We start from the raw sequence: 20,321 nt of genomic DNA, 5'->3' as shown, positions 1-20,321 counted from the left end.
GGAGGATCTGATGTCCGGCCACTCAAAGTGGGCGACGACCAAGCACAAGAAGGCGGCGATCGACGCCAAGCGGGGCAAGCTGTTCGCCCGCCTCATCAAGAACATCGAGGTGGCGGCGCGCACCGGTGGTGCGGATCCGGCGGGCAACCCGACGCTGTTCGACGCGGTCCAGAAGGCCAAGAAGAACTCGGTCCCCAACGACAACATCGACCGGGCACTCAAGCGGGGCTCCGGCCTGGAGGCCGGCGGGGCCGACTGGCAGACCATCATGTACGAGGGCTACGGCCCCAACGGCGTGGCGATCCTGATCGAGTGCCTCACCGACAACCGCAACCGCGCCGCGACCGAGGTGCGCACCGCACTGACCCGCAACGGCGGCAACCTGGCCGACGCCGGTTCGGTGTCGTACATGTTCTCCCGCAAGGGCCAGGTCATCGTGCCGAAGAACGGCCTGACCGAGGACGACGTGCTCGGCGCGGTGCTCGACGCCGGCGCGGAGGAGTGCAACGACCTCGGCGAGTCGTTCGAGGTCATCAGCGAGGCGGGGGACCTGCTCGGGGTCCGCAACGCGCTGCAGGCCGCCGGGATCGAGTACGAGTCGGCCGAGTCGACCTTCGTACCCAGCGTCCAGGTGGCGCTGGACGAGGACGGCGCCCGCAAGGTGCTCAAGCTGATCGACGTGCTCGACGACTGCGACGACGTCCAGGACGTCTTCGCGAACTTCGACATCTCCGACGAGATCATCGAGAAGATCGAGGCCTGATGGCGGCCGGGTCCGACCCGGCGTTTTGATCGCCCGACCTGCCGGGCACCTGTGCGTATCTTGAATCCGGATACGCCCGGTTGCCAGGCAGGTCGGGCGATCTGCGCGTCCGGGCCGGTCTTCTTTCCGCTATTCGGGTGACAGAGGGCGAATTCTGGGCATCATGGTCTCTATGGTCGAAGTCCTCAACCCCGGTGAGCTGGAGCAGGGCCTGGCCGCCCTGCGCGGCTGGACCGGCGACGTGCACGGCATCACCCGCACCGTGAAGCTGCCCAGCTTCCCCGCCGCGCTGGCCGTGGTGGCCAAGGTGGGCGAGGCGGCGGAGAGCATGGATCATCATCCGGACATCGACATCCGCTATCGCCACCTCACGTTCACCTGCTGCACCCACGCGGCCGGCGGTCTCACCGACCTGGATCTGCGGCTCGCGCGCATGATCGACGACATCGTCACCGACGCCACCGCAGACCAGCCCGCTAACCACTGATCGGCGTGCGTGCCTGCGTCCTGCAGTTTCGGGGAAACTGCAGGATCGAGCGCGACCATTCGTGCAGTCTCCCCGAAACTGCAGGCGCGGCTCACGGCTCACGGCTCACGGCTTGCGGTCGCCCAGGTCATGGCGGGGGAGATAGCGAGGAAGGGCACCTTCTTGACGCGGCGCGTCAAGAAGGTGCCCTTCCTCGCTTTCAGTCGGCGAGGCGTTCGGGGATGACTTTGATGATCGAGAAGAAGGCGCCCTGGGGGTCGGCCAGGACGGCGAAGCGGCCGGGTGGGATGTCGGTGGGCGGGATGGAGACGGTGCCGCCGAGTTCCTGGGCGCGGGCGGCGGCGGCGTCGCAGTCGGCGACGTGGAAATACACCATCCAGTGCGGCGGCAGGTCCTCGGGCCAGGTGTCGCCCTCCATCGGCATCATGCCGCCGATGCAGGCCCCGTCCAGCTGGAACTCGGTATAGATGACCGGCCCGAGCGGCATGTCCTGCGGCTTCCAGCCGAACACGCTGCCGTAGAAGATCTTCGAGCCCTCCGGGTCGCGGGTGGTGAGCTCGTTCCAGGCCAGCGTGCCGGGCCTGCGGAAGATCTCGCCGCCGCCGTGGGTGCCGGGCTGCCACACCGCGAACATCGCCCCGGCCTGGTCCAGGAAGACCGCCATCTGGCCGTATCCCAGCACGTCGAACGGTTCCAGCAGGACACTGCCGCCGAACTCGACGACCTTGGCGGCGGTGGCCGCCGCGTCGGAGGTCTCGACGTACGTCGTCCACATCGGTGGCTGGCTCTCGCCCTGGATCGGGCCCGCGCCCGCCACCTGCTTGCCGTCGATCAGGTATGTCGTGTATCCGCCCGCCTCGGGTTCGGGTGTGACCTCGGCGTCCCAGTCGAACAGCTGGGTGTAGAACTCCGTGGCGCTCTTCAGATCGGTGGTGCTCAGGTCGACCCAGGTGGGAACGCCGGGTGCGTTGGCCATGCCGATACCCCTCTGTTTCGTACGACGGACCGGTTTGTCCGCTTCATCCGATGGTGGCAGACGAGCGGAGCGGAACCGCGCGAATCGCACATCGTCGACGTGTCGATTGTGTGGACGCGTTACATGGCTGTTGCCGCTTGGTGAGTCATACGTTTCCCGGGCATTCGCAGTGACCCGGGTCACGTGGCACGAAGCATCCCAAGGAGCAGCAGATGGGCACAGATGGAGCTGCAGGTCAGCACCCGGCTTTACAGGCTCGTGGGCTGATCAAGGAGTTCCGCGGCTTCCGTGCGGTCGACGGCGTCGACCTCGCCGTGGCGGCGGGCAGCGTGCATGCACTGGTCGGGCCCAACGGAGCCGGCAAGACCACACTGTTCAACCTGCTCACCGGCTTTGCGCCGCCGACGGCAGGCCGCATCGAGGTGGCCGGCGTGGACGTCACGGGCCTGGCCCCGGAGGGTTTCGCCCGCCGCGGCGTGGCCCGCTCCTTCCAGATCACCAGCCTGTTCGGCCAGCTCACGGCGTTGGAACACGTCGAGCTGGCGCTGCAGAGCGGATCGTCGCTGGGCTGGAAGTTCTGGCGTTCGGCGAAGTTGATGCGCCGCTACACCCCGCGGGCCATGGAGCTGCTGGACATGGTCGGGCTGGCCGACCTGGCGGGCACGACGGCCGACGCGCTCGCGTACGGCCGCAAGCGGGCCCTGGAACTCGCGCTGGCACTGGCCCTGGAGCCGTCGGTGCTGCTGCTGGACGAGCCGACGGCGGGCATGGGCCTGGAGGACGTGGACCGCACGGTGGCCCTGATCGCCGCCATCCGTGCAGGTCGGACCGTGGTCATGGTGGAACACAACATGTCCGTGGTCGGCGCGCTGGCCGACCGGGTCACCGTGCTGCAGTCCGGCCGGGTGCTGGTGGAGGGCCCGTACGACGAGGTGCGCGCGGACGAACGCGTGATCACCGCCTACCTGGGTGAGGGAGCCGTCCGTGCTGCGCATTCATGAACTGTCCGCCTGGTACGGCGAGGCGCAGGTGCTGCGCGGGGTGAGCCTGGAGATCGCTGCGGGCGAGGTGGTGACCCTGTGCGGGCGCAACGGCGCCGGCAAGACCACGCTGCTGCGCTGCGTGATGGGCCTGCACCAGGGCCAGCGCGGCACCGTCGAGCTGGACGGGAGATCGCTGGCCGGGCAGCCCGCGCACCGGCGGGCCAGGGCCGGGCTGGGCTGGGTGCCCGACGACCGCGGCTGCTACGCCACGCTGACCGTCGCCGAGACGCTGTCGCTGCCGCCGGTGGTCGGCCCGTCGCCGTGGTCGCTGGAGCAGGTGTACGACGCGTTCCCGCACCTGCACGCCCGCCGTAACGCCCCGTCGACCACGCTGTCGGGCGGCGAGCAGCAGATGCTCGCGCTGGCCCGGGTGCTGCGCATGGGCGCGCGGCTGCTGCTGTGCGACGAGCCCACCGAGGGCCTGAGCCCGCTGCTGGTCGCGCAGGTCGGCGACATCCTGCGGCAGGCCAAGCAGCACGGGGTGGCCGTGCTGCTGGTGGAGCAGAACCTGCACTTCGCCACCACTGTCGCCGACCGCCATCACCTGCTGGCGGAGGGCCGCGTCGTGGAGTCGCTGGATAACACCGAGGTCGCCGCGCGCGAGAAGGACCTGCTGGCCTACCTCGGCATCTGAAAGGCACCACCCACACCCCAGGGAGACGTCATGCGTACCAGAGCGGTTTTTGTGATGTTGTGTTCCACCACACTGCTGGCCACGGCCTGCGGCGGGGGCGGCCCGAAGTCCGATGCCGCCGGTGGCGGGCTGTCCGACGGCAAGGTCGTGTTCGGCGTGCTCAACGACCAGTCCGGCGCCTACTCACAGCTGTCCGGCAAGAACTCGATCAAGGCGGTCGAGCTGGCGATCGCCGACTACAAGGAGAAGTACGGCGACAAGGCCGTGGTCAAGGAGTTCGGCGTGGAGACCGCCGACCACCAGAACAAACCGGATGTGGCCAACGCCAAGGCTGCCGAACTCTACGACCGCAAGGCCGTCGACGTGATCCTGGACGTGCCGACCTCGTCGGCCGCACTGAAGGTCGCCGACGTGGCCAAGGAGAAGAAGAAGCTCTACTTCAACATCTCCGCCGCGACCACCGACCTGACCGGCAAGTCCTGCAACAAGTACACGTTCCACTACGCCTACGACACGTACATGCTGGCCAACGGCACCGGCCGCAACACCACCGAGGAGGGGAAGAAGAACTGGTACATCGTGTACCCGGACTACGCGTTCGGCCAGGACATGGAGAAGAGCTTCTCCGCGGCGGTCGAAGCGGCTGGCGGCAAGATCGTGAGCCGGGACGCGGCGCCGTTCCCGAACACCAGCGGTGACTTCTCGACGTACCTGCTCAAGGCCCCGACGCTGAACCCGAAGCCGGACGTGCTGGGCACCATGCAGGCCGGTGCGGAGCTGGTCGCGCTGGTCAAGCAGTACAACGAGTTCAAGCTGCGGGACAAGGGCGTGAGCCTGGCGGTCGGCCTGATGTTCCTCACCGACATCCACTCGCTGACCCCCGCCGCGCTGGCCGGCACCACCTACACCGACGCCTGGTACTGGAACTACGACCTCACCAACCGCACCTTCGCGGACCGGTTCAAGACCGTCGCCGGCGTCCGTCCCACCTTCGCCCACGCCGCCAACTACTCCGCGGCGCTGCAGTACCTGGAGGCCGTGCAGGCCACCGGCACCGACGGCTCCGACGCCGTGGTCAAGCACCTCGAAGGCAAGACCGTCTCGGACGTCTTCCTGCGCAACGGCAAGATCCGCGCCGAGGACCACCGCGTCGTGCACGACGCCTACCTGGCCCAGGTCAAGACCCCCGCCGAGGTCACCGAGGAGTGGGACTACGTGAAGGTCCTACGCACCATCCCCGCCGCCGAGGCCTTCCGCACCCCCAGCCCCGACTGCAAACTCTCCTGACCTTGTGAAAGGAAGGGCACCTTCACATCGCTATGTGTTGTGGAAGGTGCCCTTCCAAACCCGGAAGGCCGCACTCCATGGTCAATTTCCTGCAGCACACGTTCAACGGGCTGGTCGGTGGTGCTTTCCTGGCGCTGCTGGCGCTAGGTCTCGCGGTCATCTTCGGCATGCTCCGTGTCGTCAACTTCGCCCACGGCGCGATCTACATGCTCGGTGCGTTCGGGGCGTACGTCCTGCTCACCGAGGTCGGGCTGTCGTTCTGGTGGGCGCTGCTCGTGATGCCTCTCGCGCTGGCCCTGTTCGGCATGGCAGTGGAGCGGCTGCTGGTAGCCCGGCTGGCCCGCCTCGATCCGCTCTACAACTTCCTGCTCACCTTCGGCCTGACGCTGATCCTGCAGGACGCGGTGAAGTCCCGCTACGGCGTGCAGTCCAGCCCGTACGACGCCCCGGAGATCCTGTCCGGCTCGGTCGACCTCGGCGCATTCGACTTCCCGGCGTACCGCGTGTTCGTGCTGGTCATAGCGGTGGCGGTGTGCGTGGGCGTGTGGTGGCTGCTCAGCCGGACCCGGGTCGGCATGGTGGTGCGGGCGGCCACCGAGCGCCCTGAGCTGAGCACCGGGCTCGGCATCGACGTGGGCCGGTGGGTGACGCCGGTGTTCGGGTTCGGCATCGGCCTGGCGGGGCTGGCAGGCGTACTGGCCGCGCCGATCCGGGCGGTGAATCCGCTGATGGGCGCGGATCTGATCATCGTGGTCTTCGCGGTGGTGGTGATCGGCGGCCTCGGCTCGATCTTCGGCTCGGTGGCTGCCGGGTTCGCGATCGGCCTGGTGCAGGCCTGGGTGCAGGCGCTGGGCGAGCACTGGGCGCTGCTGTCGCAGGTTCTGGTGTTCCTGGTGATGGCCGGCGTGCTGCTGTGGCGCCCGGCCGGCCTGTTCGGACGAGAGGAGGCCCCGGCATGAGCACGACGATCGAAACCCAGGGGGTACGAGCGGAGCCCGGCGCTGCATCGGAGCCCGGCCGCGCGGGCGGGACGATCGTGCCGCGGTGGCTGCGCTGGACGCTGGCCGGGGCGGCCGTGCTGGTCGCGTTGTGGCTGCCCAACGGGCTCTACCCGACGGTCGCCGTGGACATCGCCTGCTGGGCGCTGTTCGCGGTGGCGGTGGATCTGCTGCTCGGATACACCGGCTTGATGTCCTTCGGGCACGCGGCCTTCTGGGGCACCTCGGCCTATGCCACGGGCCTGGCCGCGATCCACTGGGGCCTGCCGTTCCCGGCCGCGGTGCTGGTCGGCGCGCTCGCCGCGGTGGTGCTGGCGGTGCCGGTCGGCTATCTCGCGGTCAAGCGGGTAGGCATCTACTTCGCGATGGTCACCCTCGCGTTCGCGCAGATGGTGTACTACATCGCCAACCAGTGGCGCTCGGTCACCCAGGGCGAGAACGGCCTGCAGCGGGTGCCGCGCGAGCTGTTCGGGCTGGACCTGACCGACGAGTACTTCTTCTACTACGCGGCGCTGCCGATCGTGGCGGGCGGGCTGTTCCTGGTCTGGCGCGCGGTGCACTCGCCGTTCGGCCGGGTGCTGGTGGCGATCCGGGACAACCCGGCCCGCGCTCGCGCGCTCGGTTACCCGGTGCACCGGTACAAGCTGGCCGCCTTCCTGCTGTCGGCGTTCACCGCCGGGCTGGGCGGCGGGCTGTTCGCGATCGGCCACCGGTTCGTCTCGCTGGACGTGCTGCACTGGACGACCTCGGGCAAGGCCGTGATCATCGTGGTGCTCGGCGGCATCGGCACCCTGTGGGGCCCGGTCGTCGGCGCGGCCGGCGTGACCCGCCTGGAGGACTGGCTCTCCTTCGCCGGCTTCGAACAGATCGGCCTCGTCACCGGCGCCATCTTCGTCCTCGCCGTCCTCATCTTCCGCCGCGGCGTCTGGGGCACCGTCGCCCACTGGCTCCGCCGCCGCGGCTGACCGCCGATCGACCGGCTCAAGATCGCTCGACTTGCCCGGCACACGGGCGAATGGGTGGTCAAGATACGCACGTCTGCCAGGCAAGTCGGATGATCGAGGCACGCGCCCCGGCATGGATGCCGGGGCGCGTGGCGTTATTCCCGGAGTGGGGTGGGTCACTTTCGATACGGGACGGTTTCGTATTTGAAGGGCTGGGCGTAGCGTCACTTCCGATACGGAACGGAACCGTATCGGAATCCTGGGGGATGGAACACGTGGACTCTGCCAACACCGGGCACCCGAGGCGCTGGGCGATTCTCGGCGTGCTGGTGATCAGCCTGCTCGTGGTCGTGCTCGACAACACCGTGCTCAACGTGGCGATGCGTACGCTCGCCGATCCGGTCCACGGCCTGGGCGCGACCCAGAGCCAGCTGGAGTGGGCCATCAACTCGTACACCCTGGTCTTCGCCGGGCTCCTGTTCAGCTTCGGTGTGCTCGGCGACCGCTGGGGGCGCAAGCGCTTCCTGCTCATCGGGCTGGTGCTGTTCGGCATCGCGTCGGTGCTCTCGGCGTACGCGAAGGACCCCGGCCAGCTCATCGCGGCCCGAGCCTTCATGGGCGTCGGCGGCGCGGCGATCATGCCGGTGACGCTCTCGATCATCTCCAACGTCTTCGACCCGCGCGAGCGCGGCAAGGCGATCGGCATCTGGGCCGGCTCGGTCGGCCTCGCGGTCGCCATCGGCCCGCTGCTCGGCGGCTTCCTGCTGGAGAACTTCTGGTGGGGCTCCGTATTCATCATCAACGTGCCGATCATCCTGTTCGGCCTGGTCGCGGTCGCGTTCCTGGTCCCCGAGTCGCGTGACCCGCAGCCGGGCCGCATCGACCTGGTCGGCGTGGTGCTGTCCGTGGTCGGTCTGGTCGCACTGGTGTACGGCATCGTCGACGGCGGCGAGCACGGCTTCGGCCGGCCCGAGGTCTGGGCCTCGCTGATCGGCGGCGCGGCGGTGCTCGCGGCGTTCGTCTGGTGGGAGGGGCGCACCACACACCCCTCGCTGGACGTGAAGCTGTTCCGCGACGCCCGGTTCTCGGCCTCGGTGGCCAGCATCGGCCTGCTGTTCTTCGCCTCCATGGGCTCGTTCTTCTTCGTCGGCTTCTACCTGCAGCTGGTGCGGGACTACTCGCCGATGCAGAGCGGGGCGCTGCTGGTGCCGTTCGCGGTCGGCCAGATGGTGTTCGCGCCGCTGAGCACGAACCTGGTCAAGCGGTTCGGTGTGCGCACCGTGGCGGCGACCGGCATCCTGGTGGCCGGGGCCACCTTCGCGGTGCTGGCCACCCTGCAGGTGGACACCCCGATCTGGATCGTGGTGGTGAACTTCTTCTTCATGGGCGCCGGCATGGCCAACGTGATGCCGCCCGCCACCAACACCATCATGTCGGTGCTGCCCCGGGAGAAGGCCGGCGTCGGCTCGGCCGTGTCGAACACGGTCCGGCAGGTCGCCGTGGCCATGGGCGTGGCCGTGCTCGGCTCGGTCGTGGCCGGGGTCTACCGGGGCGAGATCGAGCCCGCGACGGCCGCGCTGCCCGAGCCGATCCGCGACATCGCCAACGAGTCCGTCGCCGGGGCGTACGGCGTGGCCGGCAACCTCGGCCCGGCGGGCGCGCCGCTGGTGACCGCGGCCAACGACGCCTTCGTGCACGCCATGCACTGGGCGGCGCTCGGCTCCACGCTGGTGGCGCTGATCGCGGTGGCGGTGGTGCTGCGCTGGATGCCGAAGAAGCCGGCGCAGGGTGCGGGCGGTCCCGGCGGGGCGCCGGGCGCCGGTGGCCCCCCGGTTCCGGCCGGGGTCCCGGTGAACCGATCGGTTCCCGCCGGGGACGGCGACGAGGGCGACGTCCAGCGGCCGTCCCGGCTGTCCACGGTCGGGTAAGGTTCCGTTCACCATGACTGAGCTCGCTGAACTGCCGGCGGCCCCGGGAGCTGCGCGGACGCAAGGGCGTCCGCGCAGCTCCCGCGCGCATGAGGCGATCCTGGAAGCGGTCCTCGACCTGCTCGAGGAGGGCGTCACCGTCGAGGCGCTGAGCATGGAGGCGATAGCGGCCCGTGCCGGCGTGGGCAAGGCGACCATCTACCGGCGCTGGGCGGGCAAGGACGAGCTGCTGCTCGAGACGCTGATCAAGCTCAAGGGCCCGCCGACGCAACCGCTGGGCGACTCGGTGCGCGCCGACCTGATCCGCCTGCTCAGCGTGGTGGGCCAGAAGGACGAGCGTGCCGTTCGGGTGATGCCCTGCCTGATGCCGGAGGTGTCGCGCAGCCCGGAGGCGTACCGGATCTGGCAGGAGGCGATCACCGAGCCGCGCCGCGAGGTGATGCGCGAGGTGCTGCGCCGCGGCGTCGCCACCGGCGAGCTGCGGGCCGACCTCGACCTCGAGGTGACGGTGACGATGCTGATCAGCCCGTTGCTGCTGCACCGCATGGTGCGCTGGAACCCCCGCCTCGACGAGGTGGACGACCTGCCCGAGCAGATCGTGGACGTGGTGCTGCGAGGCGTCACCGCCTGAGGCCCGGCCCGGTGGACCCCAGGCGGTGACGCGTTCTCCCGCCCCGCCGAAAGCAAGGGCACTTTCACCTCGCCAGATGTCGTGGAAAGTGCCCTTGTCACCGACGGAGCTGCTGCGGCGTCCCCTCGACGGCGTTCCGGCACCCTGATCCGGAACGACGCCGAACCCCCGTTCGCCGCGGCCGTGCGCCGCCGTCAGAGCGGCGCATGGGCCTTGAGGAACTCGGCGAGCTTCGCCCGCACGGTGTCCGTCGCGGCCGAGCCGCCCGGCGTCAGCAGATACACGCCGTGCCAGTCGGTCGGCACGATCAGCAGCTCCTTGGCGGTCGTCTTCGGGGTCAGCCCGTGCAGCTCGCGAGCACTGTCGGCGAAGCTGCTCTCGAACTCGCCCGCGGCGTAGAACACCGGCATGGTCAGCTTCGGCGCCGCATCGAGCGCGTTCGCGCCGAACACCGACGGCGCGGACAGCGCGACCACGGCCAGCGGGGCGGGCGTCACGGTGGGCGCGGCGGCCAGCACGGCGGTGCCGCCCATCGACGCGCCGACCAGCACGATGCCCGTCGCGCCGTCCGCGCGCAGGGTGGCCGCGGCGGCCGCGACCTGCTGCGGATTGCCCGCGTCGCCGGACGTGGACACCCCGAACCCGCCGAAGTCGAAGGCGAGCACCCGGTAGCCCTGCCCGGCCAACTCGATGGCGTACGGCGCCCACTGGCAGACGTCGCCGCCGTTCTGGTGGGCCAGCACGATCCCCGTCTTCCCGCTGCCGACGATGACCCCGCCCAGGTCGGCGCCGTGCTCGCCGAAACGGGTCTGCCGCGCGCCGGCCGGCAGCTCGCAGGCCGCACCGGCGTTCAGGCCGGTCGGGCTCGGGGCCGGCACCGGGTCGCCGCCCGAGCACCCGGCCAGGGCGACGGCAGCGGCGGCGGCGAGCAGGGCCAGTCTTCGCATCGGGACTCCTCAGTGGACGGACGAGATGCTGTCGTCTGTCACTACCACCGAGGAGCGGGCGCGGGTGGGGCCTCAGTCGGAAAGTTGTTCGGCGTTCGTGCCCAGCCGGTGCAGGCGCAGCGCCAGCTGCACCTCCAGCGCCCGGTCGGGGCGCTGCCAGTCCGCGCCGAGCAGCTGGGCCACCCGGTCCAGCCGCTGGGTCACCGTGTTGACGTGCACGTGCAGCTGCTCGGCGGCGCGGGCCAGGCTGCCGCCCGTGCCGAAGTAGCACTCCAGCGTCTTGACCAGCGTGGTACCGCGGCGCAGGTCGTAGTCGACGACCGAACCGATGGTGTCACGCAGGAACCGGGTCACGTCCGGGTCGCCGCCCTCGCGGACCGCGCCCAGCAGCAGCCCGACGAAACCCAGCTCGGCGGTCGACGCGCCGTCGCCGACGCGGCCCAGCGCGGCCAGCGCGGTGGCGCAGTGGTCGGCCTCCTTGAACGCCGCGGCCAGCCCGGCCGGTTCGGCGGCGGGCCCGGCCGCGCCCGCGGTGACCGGGCGGCCGAGCACCCGGCCCAGCTCCCGGGCGACCGAGCGGGCCAGCGCGCCCGCGTCGGTGCCGGGCACCATCAGCACCACCCGGCCGTCGCGGGTGGCGGCAAGCCCGGCGTGCGTACCGGCGAAGGTGTGCGCCCACGACACCGCCCGCTGCCGGGCCGGACCGGAGGTGGCCGCCGCGTCGTCGACGCAGACCAGCACATGCGGGCGGGACAGGTCCACGTTCAGCCGTCGGGCCCGCGCCCGCAGCGACTCGGGGTCGCGTACCGGCCGGGCGATGAGGTCGTCGAGCAGCTCGCCGCGCACCCGGCCCTCGGCCTCGGCGACGGTGCGCCGGAACAGCAGCAGCAATGCGGTGACCAGCGCGGCGCGCTCCAGGATCTGCTGGTCGGCGTGGCCGGTGTCGTGCTGCGGCCGCCAGACCAGCGCGCCGAGGTTCTCCGCGCCGGCGACGACGGCGGCGAACCACAGCCCGCCCCGGCGCACGGCTCGGCCGTCGGCCCGCGAAGTCGCCAGCGCCTCGGCCACGATCGCGGGATCGGGCAGGAGCACCGGACCGTCCGGTCCGAGCGCGCTCGCGACCGCTCCCGAATGCGCCGGGCCGCCGGGTATGCCATCCGCGCCCACGGCGGCCAGGGTGCGGCCGTCGGCGTCGAGCACCATCAGGCGACCGCCGAGCACCTCGGTGACCGCGGCGGCCACCTCCTCGACGCCGCCGCCGCGCAGCACCAGCGCGGTCATCCGGTCGTGGGCCGCGGCGGCGCGCTCCACCGACGCGCTGTGCGCCGAGATCTTGGTATGCGCCGCGGACAGCTCCGTCAGCGCGGTCTGCGTCTCGCCGAGCAGCCGGGCCGTGTCGATGGCGACGGCGGCGTGCGCGGCCAGCGACACGAGCAGCGACACCTCCTCGCGGGCGAAGGGGCGCTCGGAGCGGTTCGCCGCGTACAGCACGCCGATGACGCGCGAGCCCAGCCGCAGTGGCACGCCGAGGATGGCGACCAGCCCCTCCTCGCCCACGCCCGCGTCGATCTCGCCGGTGTGGTGGAAGCGGCGGTCCTCGGGGTAGTTGGCCGTCGCGTAGGGCGTGCCGGTCTGCGCGACCAGGCCGCCCAGGCCCGCGCCCAGGGGCAGCCGCAACCGCTGGAACTTCGCCGAGACCGAGCCGTCGGTGACCCGCATGTACACGTCGCCCGCGGCGTCGTCGCTCATGGTCAGGTAGGCGATGTCGGTGCCGAGCAGGTTGCGTGCCCGGTGCACGATCGCGTGCAGCACCGCGTCCAGGTCGCGCAGGCCGGCCAGGTCGCCCGCGGTGTCGTACAGGCCGGACAGCTCCGCCTCGCGGCGGCGGCGGCGCTCCAGCAGCGCCCGCACCCGCAGCGCGGCGAGTTTCGCCTCCTCCAGCTCGGCGATCTCGTCCGGGCCGGCGCCCCGCGAGCGCGCCTGCACCAGCGGCCCCTCGAATTCGACCGGGGCCGCCTCGCGCTCGAGCAGTTCGAGGAACCGGATGGTCGAGGAGGGCATGGCTCGCATTCCTACCCCGCCGATCACTGGGCTGTCCAGCCGCCGTCCATGGCGATGGACGTGCCGGTGATGAACGAGGCGGCGTCGGTGCACAGGTAGGCGGCCAGCTCGGCGACCTCCGCCGGCTCGATCAGGCGCTTGATCGCCGCCTTGGCCAGCATGATCCGCTCGATGACCTCGGTCTCGTCGATGCCGTGCGAGCGGGCCTGGTCGGCGATCTGCCCCTCGACCAGCGGGGTGCGCACGTAGGCGGGGTTGATGCAGTTCGCGGTGACGCCGTACGGGGCGGCCTCGACGGCGATGACCTTCGACAGGCCTTCGAGGCCGTGCTTGGCCGACACGTATGCCGCCTTGAACGCCGACGCGCGCAGCCCGTGCACCGAGGAGATGTTCACGATCCGGCCCCAGCCCTGGGCGTACATGTGCGGCAGCGCCCGGCGTACCAGCCGGAACGGCGCGACCAGCATGACCTGGTGCAGGTAGGTGAATCGGTCGGGGTCGAAGTCCTGCAGCGGCGCGACGTGCTGCAGGCCCGCGTTGTTGACGACCACGTCGACGGCCGGGTCGATGTCGTCGAGGGCATCCGGCGCGGCCAGGTCCGCCACCACCGCGGTGCCGCCGATCTCGTCGGCCACCAGCCGGGCCGACGCCGCATCGCGGTCGACCACGATCACCTTGGCTCCGGCCTGCGCCATCCGGGCCGCACAGGCCCGGCCGATGCCGCTGCCCGCGCCGGTCACCAGTGCGGTGCGGCCGGTGAGGTCGAGTCGTACCAGTGGCGGCGTCGCGGTCGTCATGGCTCGTCAAACTACGAGGACCGTGGGAGCGGGCACATGGGTCCGGCCCACACAGTGTGCCGGGAAGGGATGTGGCGTGCGGCACCGTGTCCGTGCCGGTGTGGGCGGCATCCCGGCGCCACGCGGCGGTCCGACGTGGTGTCGTGTTCGTGCGTGACGTGGCGTCGGCCCCGTTGACGGGGGTGTCCACTAGGGTGTCGGTGTCGTACACACGTACGGCGCGGCGGACGGAGCAGCGGTGCAGGTGCGGCAGCGGCGGGTGCTCGGCGTCGATCCCGGGCTGACCCGGTGCGGGGTCGGCGTGGTGGAGGGCGTGCCCGGCCGGCCCTGCGTGATGATCGACTACACCGTCATCGGTTCCGATCCCGACGCCGACCTGGCCGACCGGCTGCTGCACCTCGACCGCAGCCTGGCCGAGCTGATCGCGCGCCACCAGCCCGAGAGCGTCGCCGTGGAGCGGGTGTTCAGCCAGCACAACGTGCGCACGGTGATGGGCACCGCACAGGCGGCCGCGGTCGCCGTGCTGGCGGCCGCGCGTGCCGGGCTGCCGGTGCGCACCTACACTCCCAGCGAGGTGAAGGCCGCCGTGACCGGCTCCGGTCAGGCCGACAAGAAACAGGTCACCACGATGGTCACCCGGCTGCTGCGGCTCGACGCGCCGCCCCGCCCGGCAGACGCCGCCGACGCGCTCGCGCTGGCGATCTGCCACATCTGGCGCGGTGGCACGCGCGACCGGCTGAGCGAGGCCATCCGTACCGCGAAGGGCAGGCAGTGATGATCGCGAGTGTGGCGGGGAACGTCGCCTCGATCGGCGCGGACGCGGCCGTGGTCGAGGTCGGCGGGGTGGGCCTGCGCCTGCTCTGCGCGCCGGGCACGCTGGCGTCGCTGCGGGTCGGGCAGCAGGCCCGGCTGTCGGCCACCCTGATCGTGCGCGAGGACTCGCTGACCCTGTTCGGCTTCGCCGACGACGATGAGAAGCAGCTGTTCGAGCTGCTGCTGACGGCCAGCGGCGTGGGCCCGAAGCTGGCCCAGGCGGCGCTGTCCGTGCACACGCCGGACGTGCTGCGGGCCGCGCTCGCGCACGGGGACACCTCGACGCTGACCCAGGTGCCGGGCATCGGCAAGAAGGGCGCCGAGCGGATGGTCCTGGAACTGCGCGACAAGATCGGCCCGGTGGCCGCGGTGCCGGCCCAGGGCGGCCGCCCGCAGGCGTGGACCGAGCAGGTGCGCCAGGGCCTGGTCGGGCTCGGTTGGAGCCAGGCCCAGGCCGACCAGGCGGTCACCGCGGTGGCGGAGACGATCGACGGCCCGACCCCGCCCGTGCCCGTGCTGCTCAAGCAGGCGATCCGGCTGCTGGGCAAGACGCGATGACCGATTCACTGGTCAGCGCGCTGGCCTCGCCGGAGGAACGCGACGCGGAGGCGTCGGTGCGCCCGAAGCGGCTGTCGGAGTTCGTCGCCCAGGAGCGGGTGCGCGAGCAGCTGGAGGTGCTGCTGCACAGCGCGCTGCGGCGCGGCTCGCCGCCGGACCACATCCTGTTCTCCGGCTCGCCGGGGCTGGGCAAGACCACCCTGGCCATGATCGTCGCGGCCGAGCTGGGCGGGGCGCTGCGGATGACCTCGGGCCCGGCGATCGAACGCTCGGGCGACCTGGCCGCGGTGCTGACCAGCCTGCAGCAGGGCGACGTGCTGTTCATCGACGAGATCCACCGCATCGCGAAACCGGCCGAGGAGCTGCTCTACAGCGCGATGGAGGACTTCCGGGTCGACGTGATGGTCGGCAAGGGTCCCGGCGCGACCGCGATCCCGCTGGACGTGGAGCCGTTCACGCTGGTCGGCGCGACCACCCGGGCCGGGCTGCTGACGGGTCCGATGCGGGACCGGTTCGGCTTCGTCGGGCATCTGGAGTTCTACAGCGCGCCGGAGCTGGCCTCGCTGCTGCAGCGCTCGGCGCGCATCCTCGGGGTGGCGGCGACGCAGGAGGGCATCGCGGAGATCGCCGGCCGGTCCCGGGGCACACCGCGTATCGCCAACCGCCTGCTGCGCCGGGTGCGCGACTACGCCGAGCTGCGCGCGGACGGGGTGGTCAACGTGACCTCGGCGCGCGCGGCGCTGAAGGTGTACGACGTCGACGACATCGGGCTGGACCGCCTGGACAAGGCGGTGCTGGTGTCGCTGGTCGAGCTGTTCGGCGGGGGCCCGGTGGGGGTGTCCACGCTGGCCGTGGCCGTGGGGGAGCAGCCGGACACGGTCGAGGAGGTCGTCGAGCCGTTCCTGGTGCGGGCGGGCCTGCTGGCGCGTACGCCCCGGGGCCGGGTGGCGACGGCTGCCGCGTGGCGGCACCTAGGTAAAAAACCACCAAATGGTACTTTTGGTGCTGGTGCCACCACGGTACCCGACTTGTTCACCGTCGACGGCCAGCCGGACACGTAAGCGGACCTCGCGTTCGAGATCTTAACGTGACCTACACCGCAAGTGTGCGATCGCTCGCGTACCGACTAGACTTCGCGCGGTCCGAACGGACGACAGATGCCACCGCCGGCGTGCACAGCCGTGCGGCGGGGCCGTGTGGAAAGGTCACAAAGTGGGCGGTAATTCCGGCAGCGCGTTGCCGACGATCATCATGTTCGCCCTGCTCTTTGGCTTGATGTACTTCATGTTCATCCGGCCGCAGGCGAAGCGCCGCAAGGAAGCCGAGTCGATGCAGAAGTCGCTGGGCGCCGGCGACAAGGTGATCACCATCGGCGGCCTGTACGGCACGGTGGTCTCCACGGACGACGAGAGCATCACCCTCGAGATCTCGCCCGGCGTGACCGCACGCTACGCGCGCGCGGCCGTGGGCCGGGTGACCGAGCAGGTCACCGCGCCGACCGAGCACGTGGTGGACAACCCCGTCAAGGAAGACAAGTAATTCACTGACCCCACGCCACGGCTGACCGCATCTTCTTCCGCGCCGGCCGTGGCGCATCCCCATCCGTCATTCATTCCAGGGAGACTCGACAGCCGTGGCACCACCTCAGGGACAGATGCGCCCCGGGAGGCAACTTGCCCTTCTCGGCGCCATCTTCGTCATCCTCGCCAGCGCGGTCTGGTTCGGCGGCAAGGGCGGCTGGCAGGATCGCCTCGCCCCAAACCTCGGCCTTGACCTCGTCGGCGGCTCGCGGGTCACCCTCCAGGCGCAGACCGGCGCTGACGGACAGCCGCCGACCGCGCAGGACCTCGAGCAGGCCCGCCGCATCATCGCCGAGCGGGTCGACGCCCGTGGCGTGGCGGAGGCGCAGGTCGTCATCGAGGGCGACCAGAACATCGTGATCTCGGTGGCCAAGAAGGGCAACGACGCGATCAACGACGTCGGCCAGGCCTCCCAGCTGTTCTTCCGCAAGGTGCTGAGCCAGACCGACGGCAGCGGCCTGGCCGCCGCGCCGCAGGCGTCGCCGAGCCCGAGCGCCGCCGCGACCCCGAAGCCGAGCACCGCGGCCAGCCCGGCGGCTACGCCGAAGCCGTCGGTGAGTGCGTCGTCCGGTGGCACCGGCGGCGGTGCCGCGATGGCGCCGACCCCGACTCCGACCCCGGTGGCCAGCAAGACCCCCGCCGCCTCGGCCAGCCCGGCCGCCGCGCCGAAGCCGTCCGCTCCGGCGGACCCGAAGGTGACGCTGGAGCAGGTGCAGGCGAAGGTCGGCAAGGCCGCCTGGGACGCGGCCGGCAAGCTGACCGCGGTCGCGGCCGACCCGGCCCAGATCGAGGTGCTCCAGCCGTTCGCTCAGCTCAACGGCTTCGAGGCCGCGCTGCTGCCGCCGAAGGTGCAGTTCTACGTGCCGCAGGTGACCTGCGAGCAGCTCGACAAGCGCCCCCCGGGCTCGATCAACAACCCGGACGCCGAAGCCGTCGCCTGCGAGCTCGGTGCCAAGTACCTGCTCGACGTGTCGAAGGTCAAGGGCACCGACGTCGACAAGGCGTCGCCGCAGGTCGAGCAGAACACCAACCGCCGGGTGGTCTCGCTGGACTTCTCCAGTGAGGGTCTGGACAAGTGGACCTCGCTGACCAAGGAGTCCTTCAACAACGAGGGCCAGAAGTGCGACCAGACCGCGGTCGGCCCGCAGAGCCACTGCCGCGTCGCGGTGGTCCTGGACAACAAGATCATCTCCTCGCCGGAGATCCAGGGTGTGCTCGGCGACGACTCCGTCATCAGCGGTGACTTCGACCAGAAGTCGGCCACCGAACTGTCGAACAACCTGAACTACGGCTCGCTGTCGATGACGTTCCTCCCGCAGGAGGCGCAGACCATCACCCCGACCCTGGGTGGCGAGCACCTGAAGGCGGGTCTGCTGGCAGCCGGCATCGGCATGCTGCTGGTCGTCATCTACTCGTTCTTCTACTACCGCCTGCTGGGCACGGTCATCGTGCTGTCGCTGATCCTGTCGGCGGCGCTGACCTTCCTGGCGCTGGTGTTCCTTGGCCGGGAGATGGGCTTCACCCTGACGCTCGCCGGCATCGCCGGATTCATCGTCTCGCTCGGTGTCGCCGCGGACTCCTTCGTCATCTACTTCGAACGTCTGAAGGACGAGATCCGCGAGGGCCGCAGCCCGCGCAGCGCGGTGCCCCGCGCCTGGGTGCGCGCCCGCCGGACGATCCTGACCGCCAACGCGATCTCGCTGATGGCCGCGCTGGTGCTCTACCTCGTCTCCTCCGGCGCGGTGGCGGGCTTCGCCTTCGCGCTGGGTCTGGCGACCCTGCTCGACCTGATCGTGGTGTTCCTCTTCCGTCACCCGATCATGGCGATGTTCGCGCGTACCGACGCGTTCCTCTCCCCGCGCGTCAGCGGCCTGGGCCGCGTGCTGCACGAAGCCAAGGAGGCTAAGTGATGAGTGGTCTCGCAACCCGCCTCTACAACGGTGAGGCCGGTCTCCAGATCGTCGGCAGGCGCAAGCTGTGGTTCGGCGTCGCCGGCGGCATGCTGCTGATCGCGATCCTGGCCATGTCTCTGATCGGCTTCAAGCCGGGTATCGAGTTCGAGGGCGGCAACGAGTTCACCGTGCCGAGCTCGGCCGGTCAGCTCGCCGACGTCGAGAAGGCGATCGACGACGCGATCCTGTCGGTCGATCCCGACGCCACCCTGGTCGCCGCCCAGCAGATCGGCAACACCGCGATCACGGTGCGTAGCTCCTCGCTGACCAACGAGCAGACCCTAGAGGTCAAGGCGCAGATCGCCTCGACGCTGAAGATCGACGTCGACCAGGTCAGCGGCAACCGGGTCAGCCAGGCCTGGGGTGCGCAGGTCACCGAGCAGGCGCTGATCGGTCTGGCGCTGTTCGTCCTGGTCGTCAGCATCTACCTCGTCATCCGCTTCGAGTGGCAGATGGCCGCGGCCGCGGTCGCCTCGCTCGCGTTCGACCTGGTCGCCACGGCCGCCGTGTACTCGCTGGTCGGTTTCGAGGTCACCCCGTCGACGGTGATCGGCTTCCTGACGATCCTGGGCTTCGCGCTCTACGACGTCGTCGTGGTGTTCGACAAGGTGCAGGAGAACACCCGCGGCATCACGGGCAGCAGCACCCAGACCTACGCCGAGGCGGCCAACCTGGCGCTGAACCAGACCTTCATGCGGTCCATCAACACCGCGCTGGTGGCGCTGCTGCCGGTCGGCGGCCTGCTGTTCATCGGCGCGGGCCTGCTCGGCGCGGGCACGCTGAAGGACCTCGGTCTGGTGCTGTTCATCGGTATGGGCACCGCGGTCTACTCGTCCCTGTTCTTCGCCACGCCGGTGCTGGTGTGGCTGAAGGAGAAGGACCCGAAGATCGCCAACCACACCGCGCGGGTGCTGGCGCGTCGCGCCGCTCCGGCCAAGGCCCCGGCGGGCGACCTGCCGGCGCAGGCCGGCGCGGGTGCGGGCAGCGCGGCTCCGAAGGCGGGCGCCAAGCCCACCGTCGGCGCCAAGGCCGGACGTCCCGCGGGGCGTCCCGCCGGCAAGCGTCGCTGACCTGCCGTAACACGATCCGAGGCCCGGTCTCCCGTCAGGGGGCCGGGCCTCGGCCGTGTGCCGGGCGACACAGCCGGCTGGTGTGACCCGCGATGAACGTGTGGCGGCAGGGCCGGTCGTACTAGGGTGTGCCCGTGACCAACGATCTGATCCAGGGTGACAGCGGGCCCGCCACCGCGGCGCTCGTCGCCGACATGGTCGTCGACGTGGCGGACTTCCCGAAGACGGGTGTCCTGTTCAAGGACCTGACCCCGCTGTTCGCCGACGGCAAGGCGTTCCGCGGCGTCATCGACGCGATCGTGGCGCAGTACGCCGGTTCGTTCGACGTGGTCGTGGGCGTGGAGGCGCGTGGCTTCGTGCTGGCCGCCGCGGTCGCGTACGCCGCCGGCACGGGTGTGGTGGCCGTACGCAAGGCCGGCAAGCTGCCGCGGGTGGCCCACGCGGCCACGTACGCCCTGGAGTACGGCACGGCGACCCTGGAGATCAGCGAGGCCGCGTTCACGTCCGGCCAGCGGGTGCTGGTCGTCGACGACGTGCTGGCCACCGGCGGCACCGCCGACGCCACGCTGGACCTGGTGCAGCGTGCGGGCGGCGAGCTGGCCGGCTTCGTGGTGCTCATCGAACTGGGCTTCCTGGGCGGCCGCGAGCGCCTGGGCGAGCGCCCGGTGCACGCTCTCCTGCGCATCTAGCGCCCCACGCACACCACCGTCCGGGGCGCGCACGGAGCGCCCGGATCCATCGCGCCCGCCACCCGCCCGGGTGACGGACGCCACGAGTGCCCTCCCCGGCTGCTGCCGGCTGCGGTACGCACCTGTCGGCAAATCGGCCGACGAGCCCGAACACAGGTAGCAT

The 20,321-nt window shown here is 70.8% G+C and carries 20 protein-coding genes; 16 read left to right on the top strand and 4 right to left on the bottom strand.

The window, feature by feature from the left end:
* The first annotated feature begins 10 nt into the window (after positions 1-10).
* Positions 11-763: a YebC/PmpR family DNA-binding transcriptional regulator gene (locus tag FLL47_RS30875; protein ID WP_144125507.1), complete on the top strand. Its 753-nt coding sequence runs from the start codon at positions 11-13 to the stop codon at positions 761-763.
* A gap of 172 nt (positions 764-935) precedes the next feature.
* On the top strand, positions 936-1,250 hold the full coding sequence (locus FLL47_RS30870; RefSeq protein ID WP_144125504.1) for a 4a-hydroxytetrahydrobiopterin dehydratase: 315 nt from the start codon (positions 936-938) through the stop codon (positions 1,248-1,250).
* Positions 1,251-1,449: 199 nt separating this feature from the next.
* Here the strand turns inward: FLL47_RS30870 and FLL47_RS30865 are convergent, their stop codons facing one another.
* Positions 1,450-2,226: a VOC family protein gene (locus FLL47_RS30865; protein ID WP_144125501.1), complete on the bottom strand. Its 777-nt coding sequence runs from the start codon at positions 2,224-2,226 to the stop codon at positions 1,450-1,452.
* Positions 2,227-2,438: 212 nt separating this feature from the next.
* On the opposite strand from FLL47_RS30865, the gene FLL47_RS30860 reads away from it, so the two are divergent.
* From FLL47_RS30860 to FLL47_RS30830, 7 genes are all read left to right on the top strand, one after another.
* Positions 2,439-3,227 carry an ABC transporter ATP-binding protein gene (locus tag FLL47_RS30860; RefSeq protein WP_144125498.1) on the top strand — a complete coding sequence of 263 codons (789 nt, stop codon included), beginning with the start codon at positions 2,439-2,441 and terminating at the stop codon, positions 3,225-3,227.
* Positions 3,211-3,903 carry an ABC transporter ATP-binding protein gene (locus FLL47_RS30855; RefSeq protein ID WP_144125495.1) on the top strand — a complete coding sequence of 231 codons (693 nt, stop codon included), beginning with the start codon at positions 3,211-3,213 and terminating at the stop codon, positions 3,901-3,903. The genes FLL47_RS30860 and FLL47_RS30855 overlap by 17 nt, the downstream gene beginning before the upstream one ends.
* 30 nt (positions 3,904-3,933) lie before the next feature.
* Entirely contained in the window at positions 3,934-5,190 is a 1,257-nt protein-coding gene (locus FLL47_RS30850; RefSeq protein ID WP_144125492.1) for an ABC transporter substrate-binding protein, read from the top strand.
* 77 nt (positions 5,191-5,267) lie between these two features.
* The gene (locus FLL47_RS30845; RefSeq protein ID WP_144125489.1) at positions 5,268-6,149 is read left to right on the top strand and encodes a branched-chain amino acid ABC transporter permease; all 882 of its coding nucleotides are present in this window, start codon (positions 5,268-5,270) and stop codon (positions 6,147-6,149) included.
* The gene (locus tag FLL47_RS30840; protein WP_144125486.1) at positions 6,146-7,153 is read left to right on the top strand and encodes a branched-chain amino acid ABC transporter permease; all 1,008 of its coding nucleotides are present in this window, start codon (positions 6,146-6,148) and stop codon (positions 7,151-7,153) included. The genes FLL47_RS30845 and FLL47_RS30840 overlap by 4 nt, the downstream gene beginning before the upstream one ends.
* Positions 7,154-7,398: 245 nt before the next feature.
* Positions 7,399-9,060 (top strand): MFS transporter, encoded by a 1,662-nt coding sequence (locus tag FLL47_RS30835; protein ID WP_144125483.1) that lies wholly within the window; start codon positions 7,399-7,401, stop codon positions 9,058-9,060.
* Positions 9,061-9,073: 13 nt separating this feature from the next.
* Positions 9,074-9,691 carry a TetR/AcrR family transcriptional regulator gene (locus tag FLL47_RS30830; RefSeq protein WP_144125480.1) on the top strand — a complete coding sequence of 206 codons (618 nt, stop codon included), beginning with the start codon at positions 9,074-9,076 and terminating at the stop codon, positions 9,689-9,691.
* A 194-nt stretch (positions 9,692-9,885) separates the two neighbouring features.
* Here FLL47_RS30830 and FLL47_RS30825 read toward each other — a convergent pair whose 3' ends face one another.
* The 3 genes from FLL47_RS30825 to FLL47_RS30815 all read right to left on the bottom strand — a co-directional run bounded on the left by FLL47_RS30825 (position 9,886) and on the right by FLL47_RS30815 (position 13,496).
* On the bottom strand, positions 9,886-10,638 hold the full coding sequence (locus FLL47_RS30825; protein WP_144125477.1) for an alpha/beta fold hydrolase: 753 nt from the start codon (positions 10,636-10,638) through the stop codon (positions 9,886-9,888).
* Between the two features lie 72 nt (positions 10,639-10,710).
* Positions 10,711-12,699 (bottom strand): helix-turn-helix domain-containing protein, encoded by a 1,989-nt coding sequence (locus FLL47_RS30820; protein WP_425457780.1) that lies wholly within the window; start codon positions 12,697-12,699, stop codon positions 10,711-10,713.
* Positions 12,700-12,722: 23 nt separating this feature from the next.
* A complete protein-coding gene (locus FLL47_RS30815; RefSeq protein WP_144125471.1) occupies positions 12,723-13,496 on the bottom strand; it encodes a 3-hydroxybutyrate dehydrogenase in 774 nt (257 codons plus the stop codon).
* Between the two features lie 244 nt (positions 13,497-13,740).
* Between FLL47_RS30815 and ruvC the strand changes: the two genes are divergently transcribed.
* From ruvC to FLL47_RS30780, 7 genes are all read left to right on the top strand, one after another.
* Positions 13,741-14,271, top strand: coding sequence for a crossover junction endodeoxyribonuclease RuvC (gene ruvC / locus FLL47_RS30810; protein ID WP_144125977.1), 531 nt, complete (start codon positions 13,741-13,743; stop codon positions 14,269-14,271).
* Complete coding sequence (gene ruvA / locus FLL47_RS30805) at positions 14,271-14,867, top strand: Holliday junction branch migration protein RuvA (protein ID WP_144125468.1); 597 nt, start codon at positions 14,271-14,273, stop codon at positions 14,865-14,867. The genes ruvC and ruvA overlap by 1 nt, the downstream gene beginning before the upstream one ends.
* Complete coding sequence (gene ruvB / locus FLL47_RS30800; RefSeq protein WP_144125464.1) at positions 14,864-15,928, top strand: Holliday junction branch migration DNA helicase RuvB; 1,065 nt, start codon at positions 14,864-14,866, stop codon at positions 15,926-15,928. The genes ruvA and ruvB overlap by 4 nt, the downstream gene beginning before the upstream one ends.
* A 151-nt stretch (positions 15,929-16,079) precedes the next feature.
* Positions 16,080-16,406 (top strand): preprotein translocase subunit YajC, encoded by a 327-nt coding sequence (gene yajC, locus FLL47_RS30795; RefSeq protein WP_281286754.1) that lies wholly within the window; start codon positions 16,080-16,082, stop codon positions 16,404-16,406.
* 94 nt (positions 16,407-16,500) lie between these two features.
* On the top strand, positions 16,501-18,357 hold the full coding sequence (gene secD / locus FLL47_RS30790; RefSeq protein ID WP_246158889.1) for a protein translocase subunit SecD: 1,857 nt from the start codon (positions 16,501-16,503) through the stop codon (positions 18,355-18,357).
* Positions 18,357-19,469 carry a protein translocase subunit SecF gene (secF, locus tag FLL47_RS30785; protein ID WP_144125458.1) on the top strand — a complete coding sequence of 371 codons (1,113 nt, stop codon included), beginning with the start codon at positions 18,357-18,359 and terminating at the stop codon, positions 19,467-19,469. The genes secD and secF overlap by 1 nt, the downstream gene beginning before the upstream one ends.
* A 134-nt stretch (positions 19,470-19,603) precedes the next feature.
* The gene (locus FLL47_RS30780) at positions 19,604-20,158 is read left to right on the top strand and encodes an adenine phosphoribosyltransferase (RefSeq protein ID WP_425457779.1); all 555 of its coding nucleotides are present in this window, start codon (positions 19,604-19,606) and stop codon (positions 20,156-20,158) included.
* Positions 20,159-20,321: the final 163 nt, after the last annotated feature.

It is taken from the genome of Catellatospora sichuanensis, from assembly GCF_007483665.1.
GTDB lineage: Bacteria > Actinomycetota > Actinomycetes > Mycobacteriales > Micromonosporaceae > Catellatospora > Catellatospora sichuanensis.
This window is presented reverse-complemented; position numbering and strand designations above follow the sequence as displayed.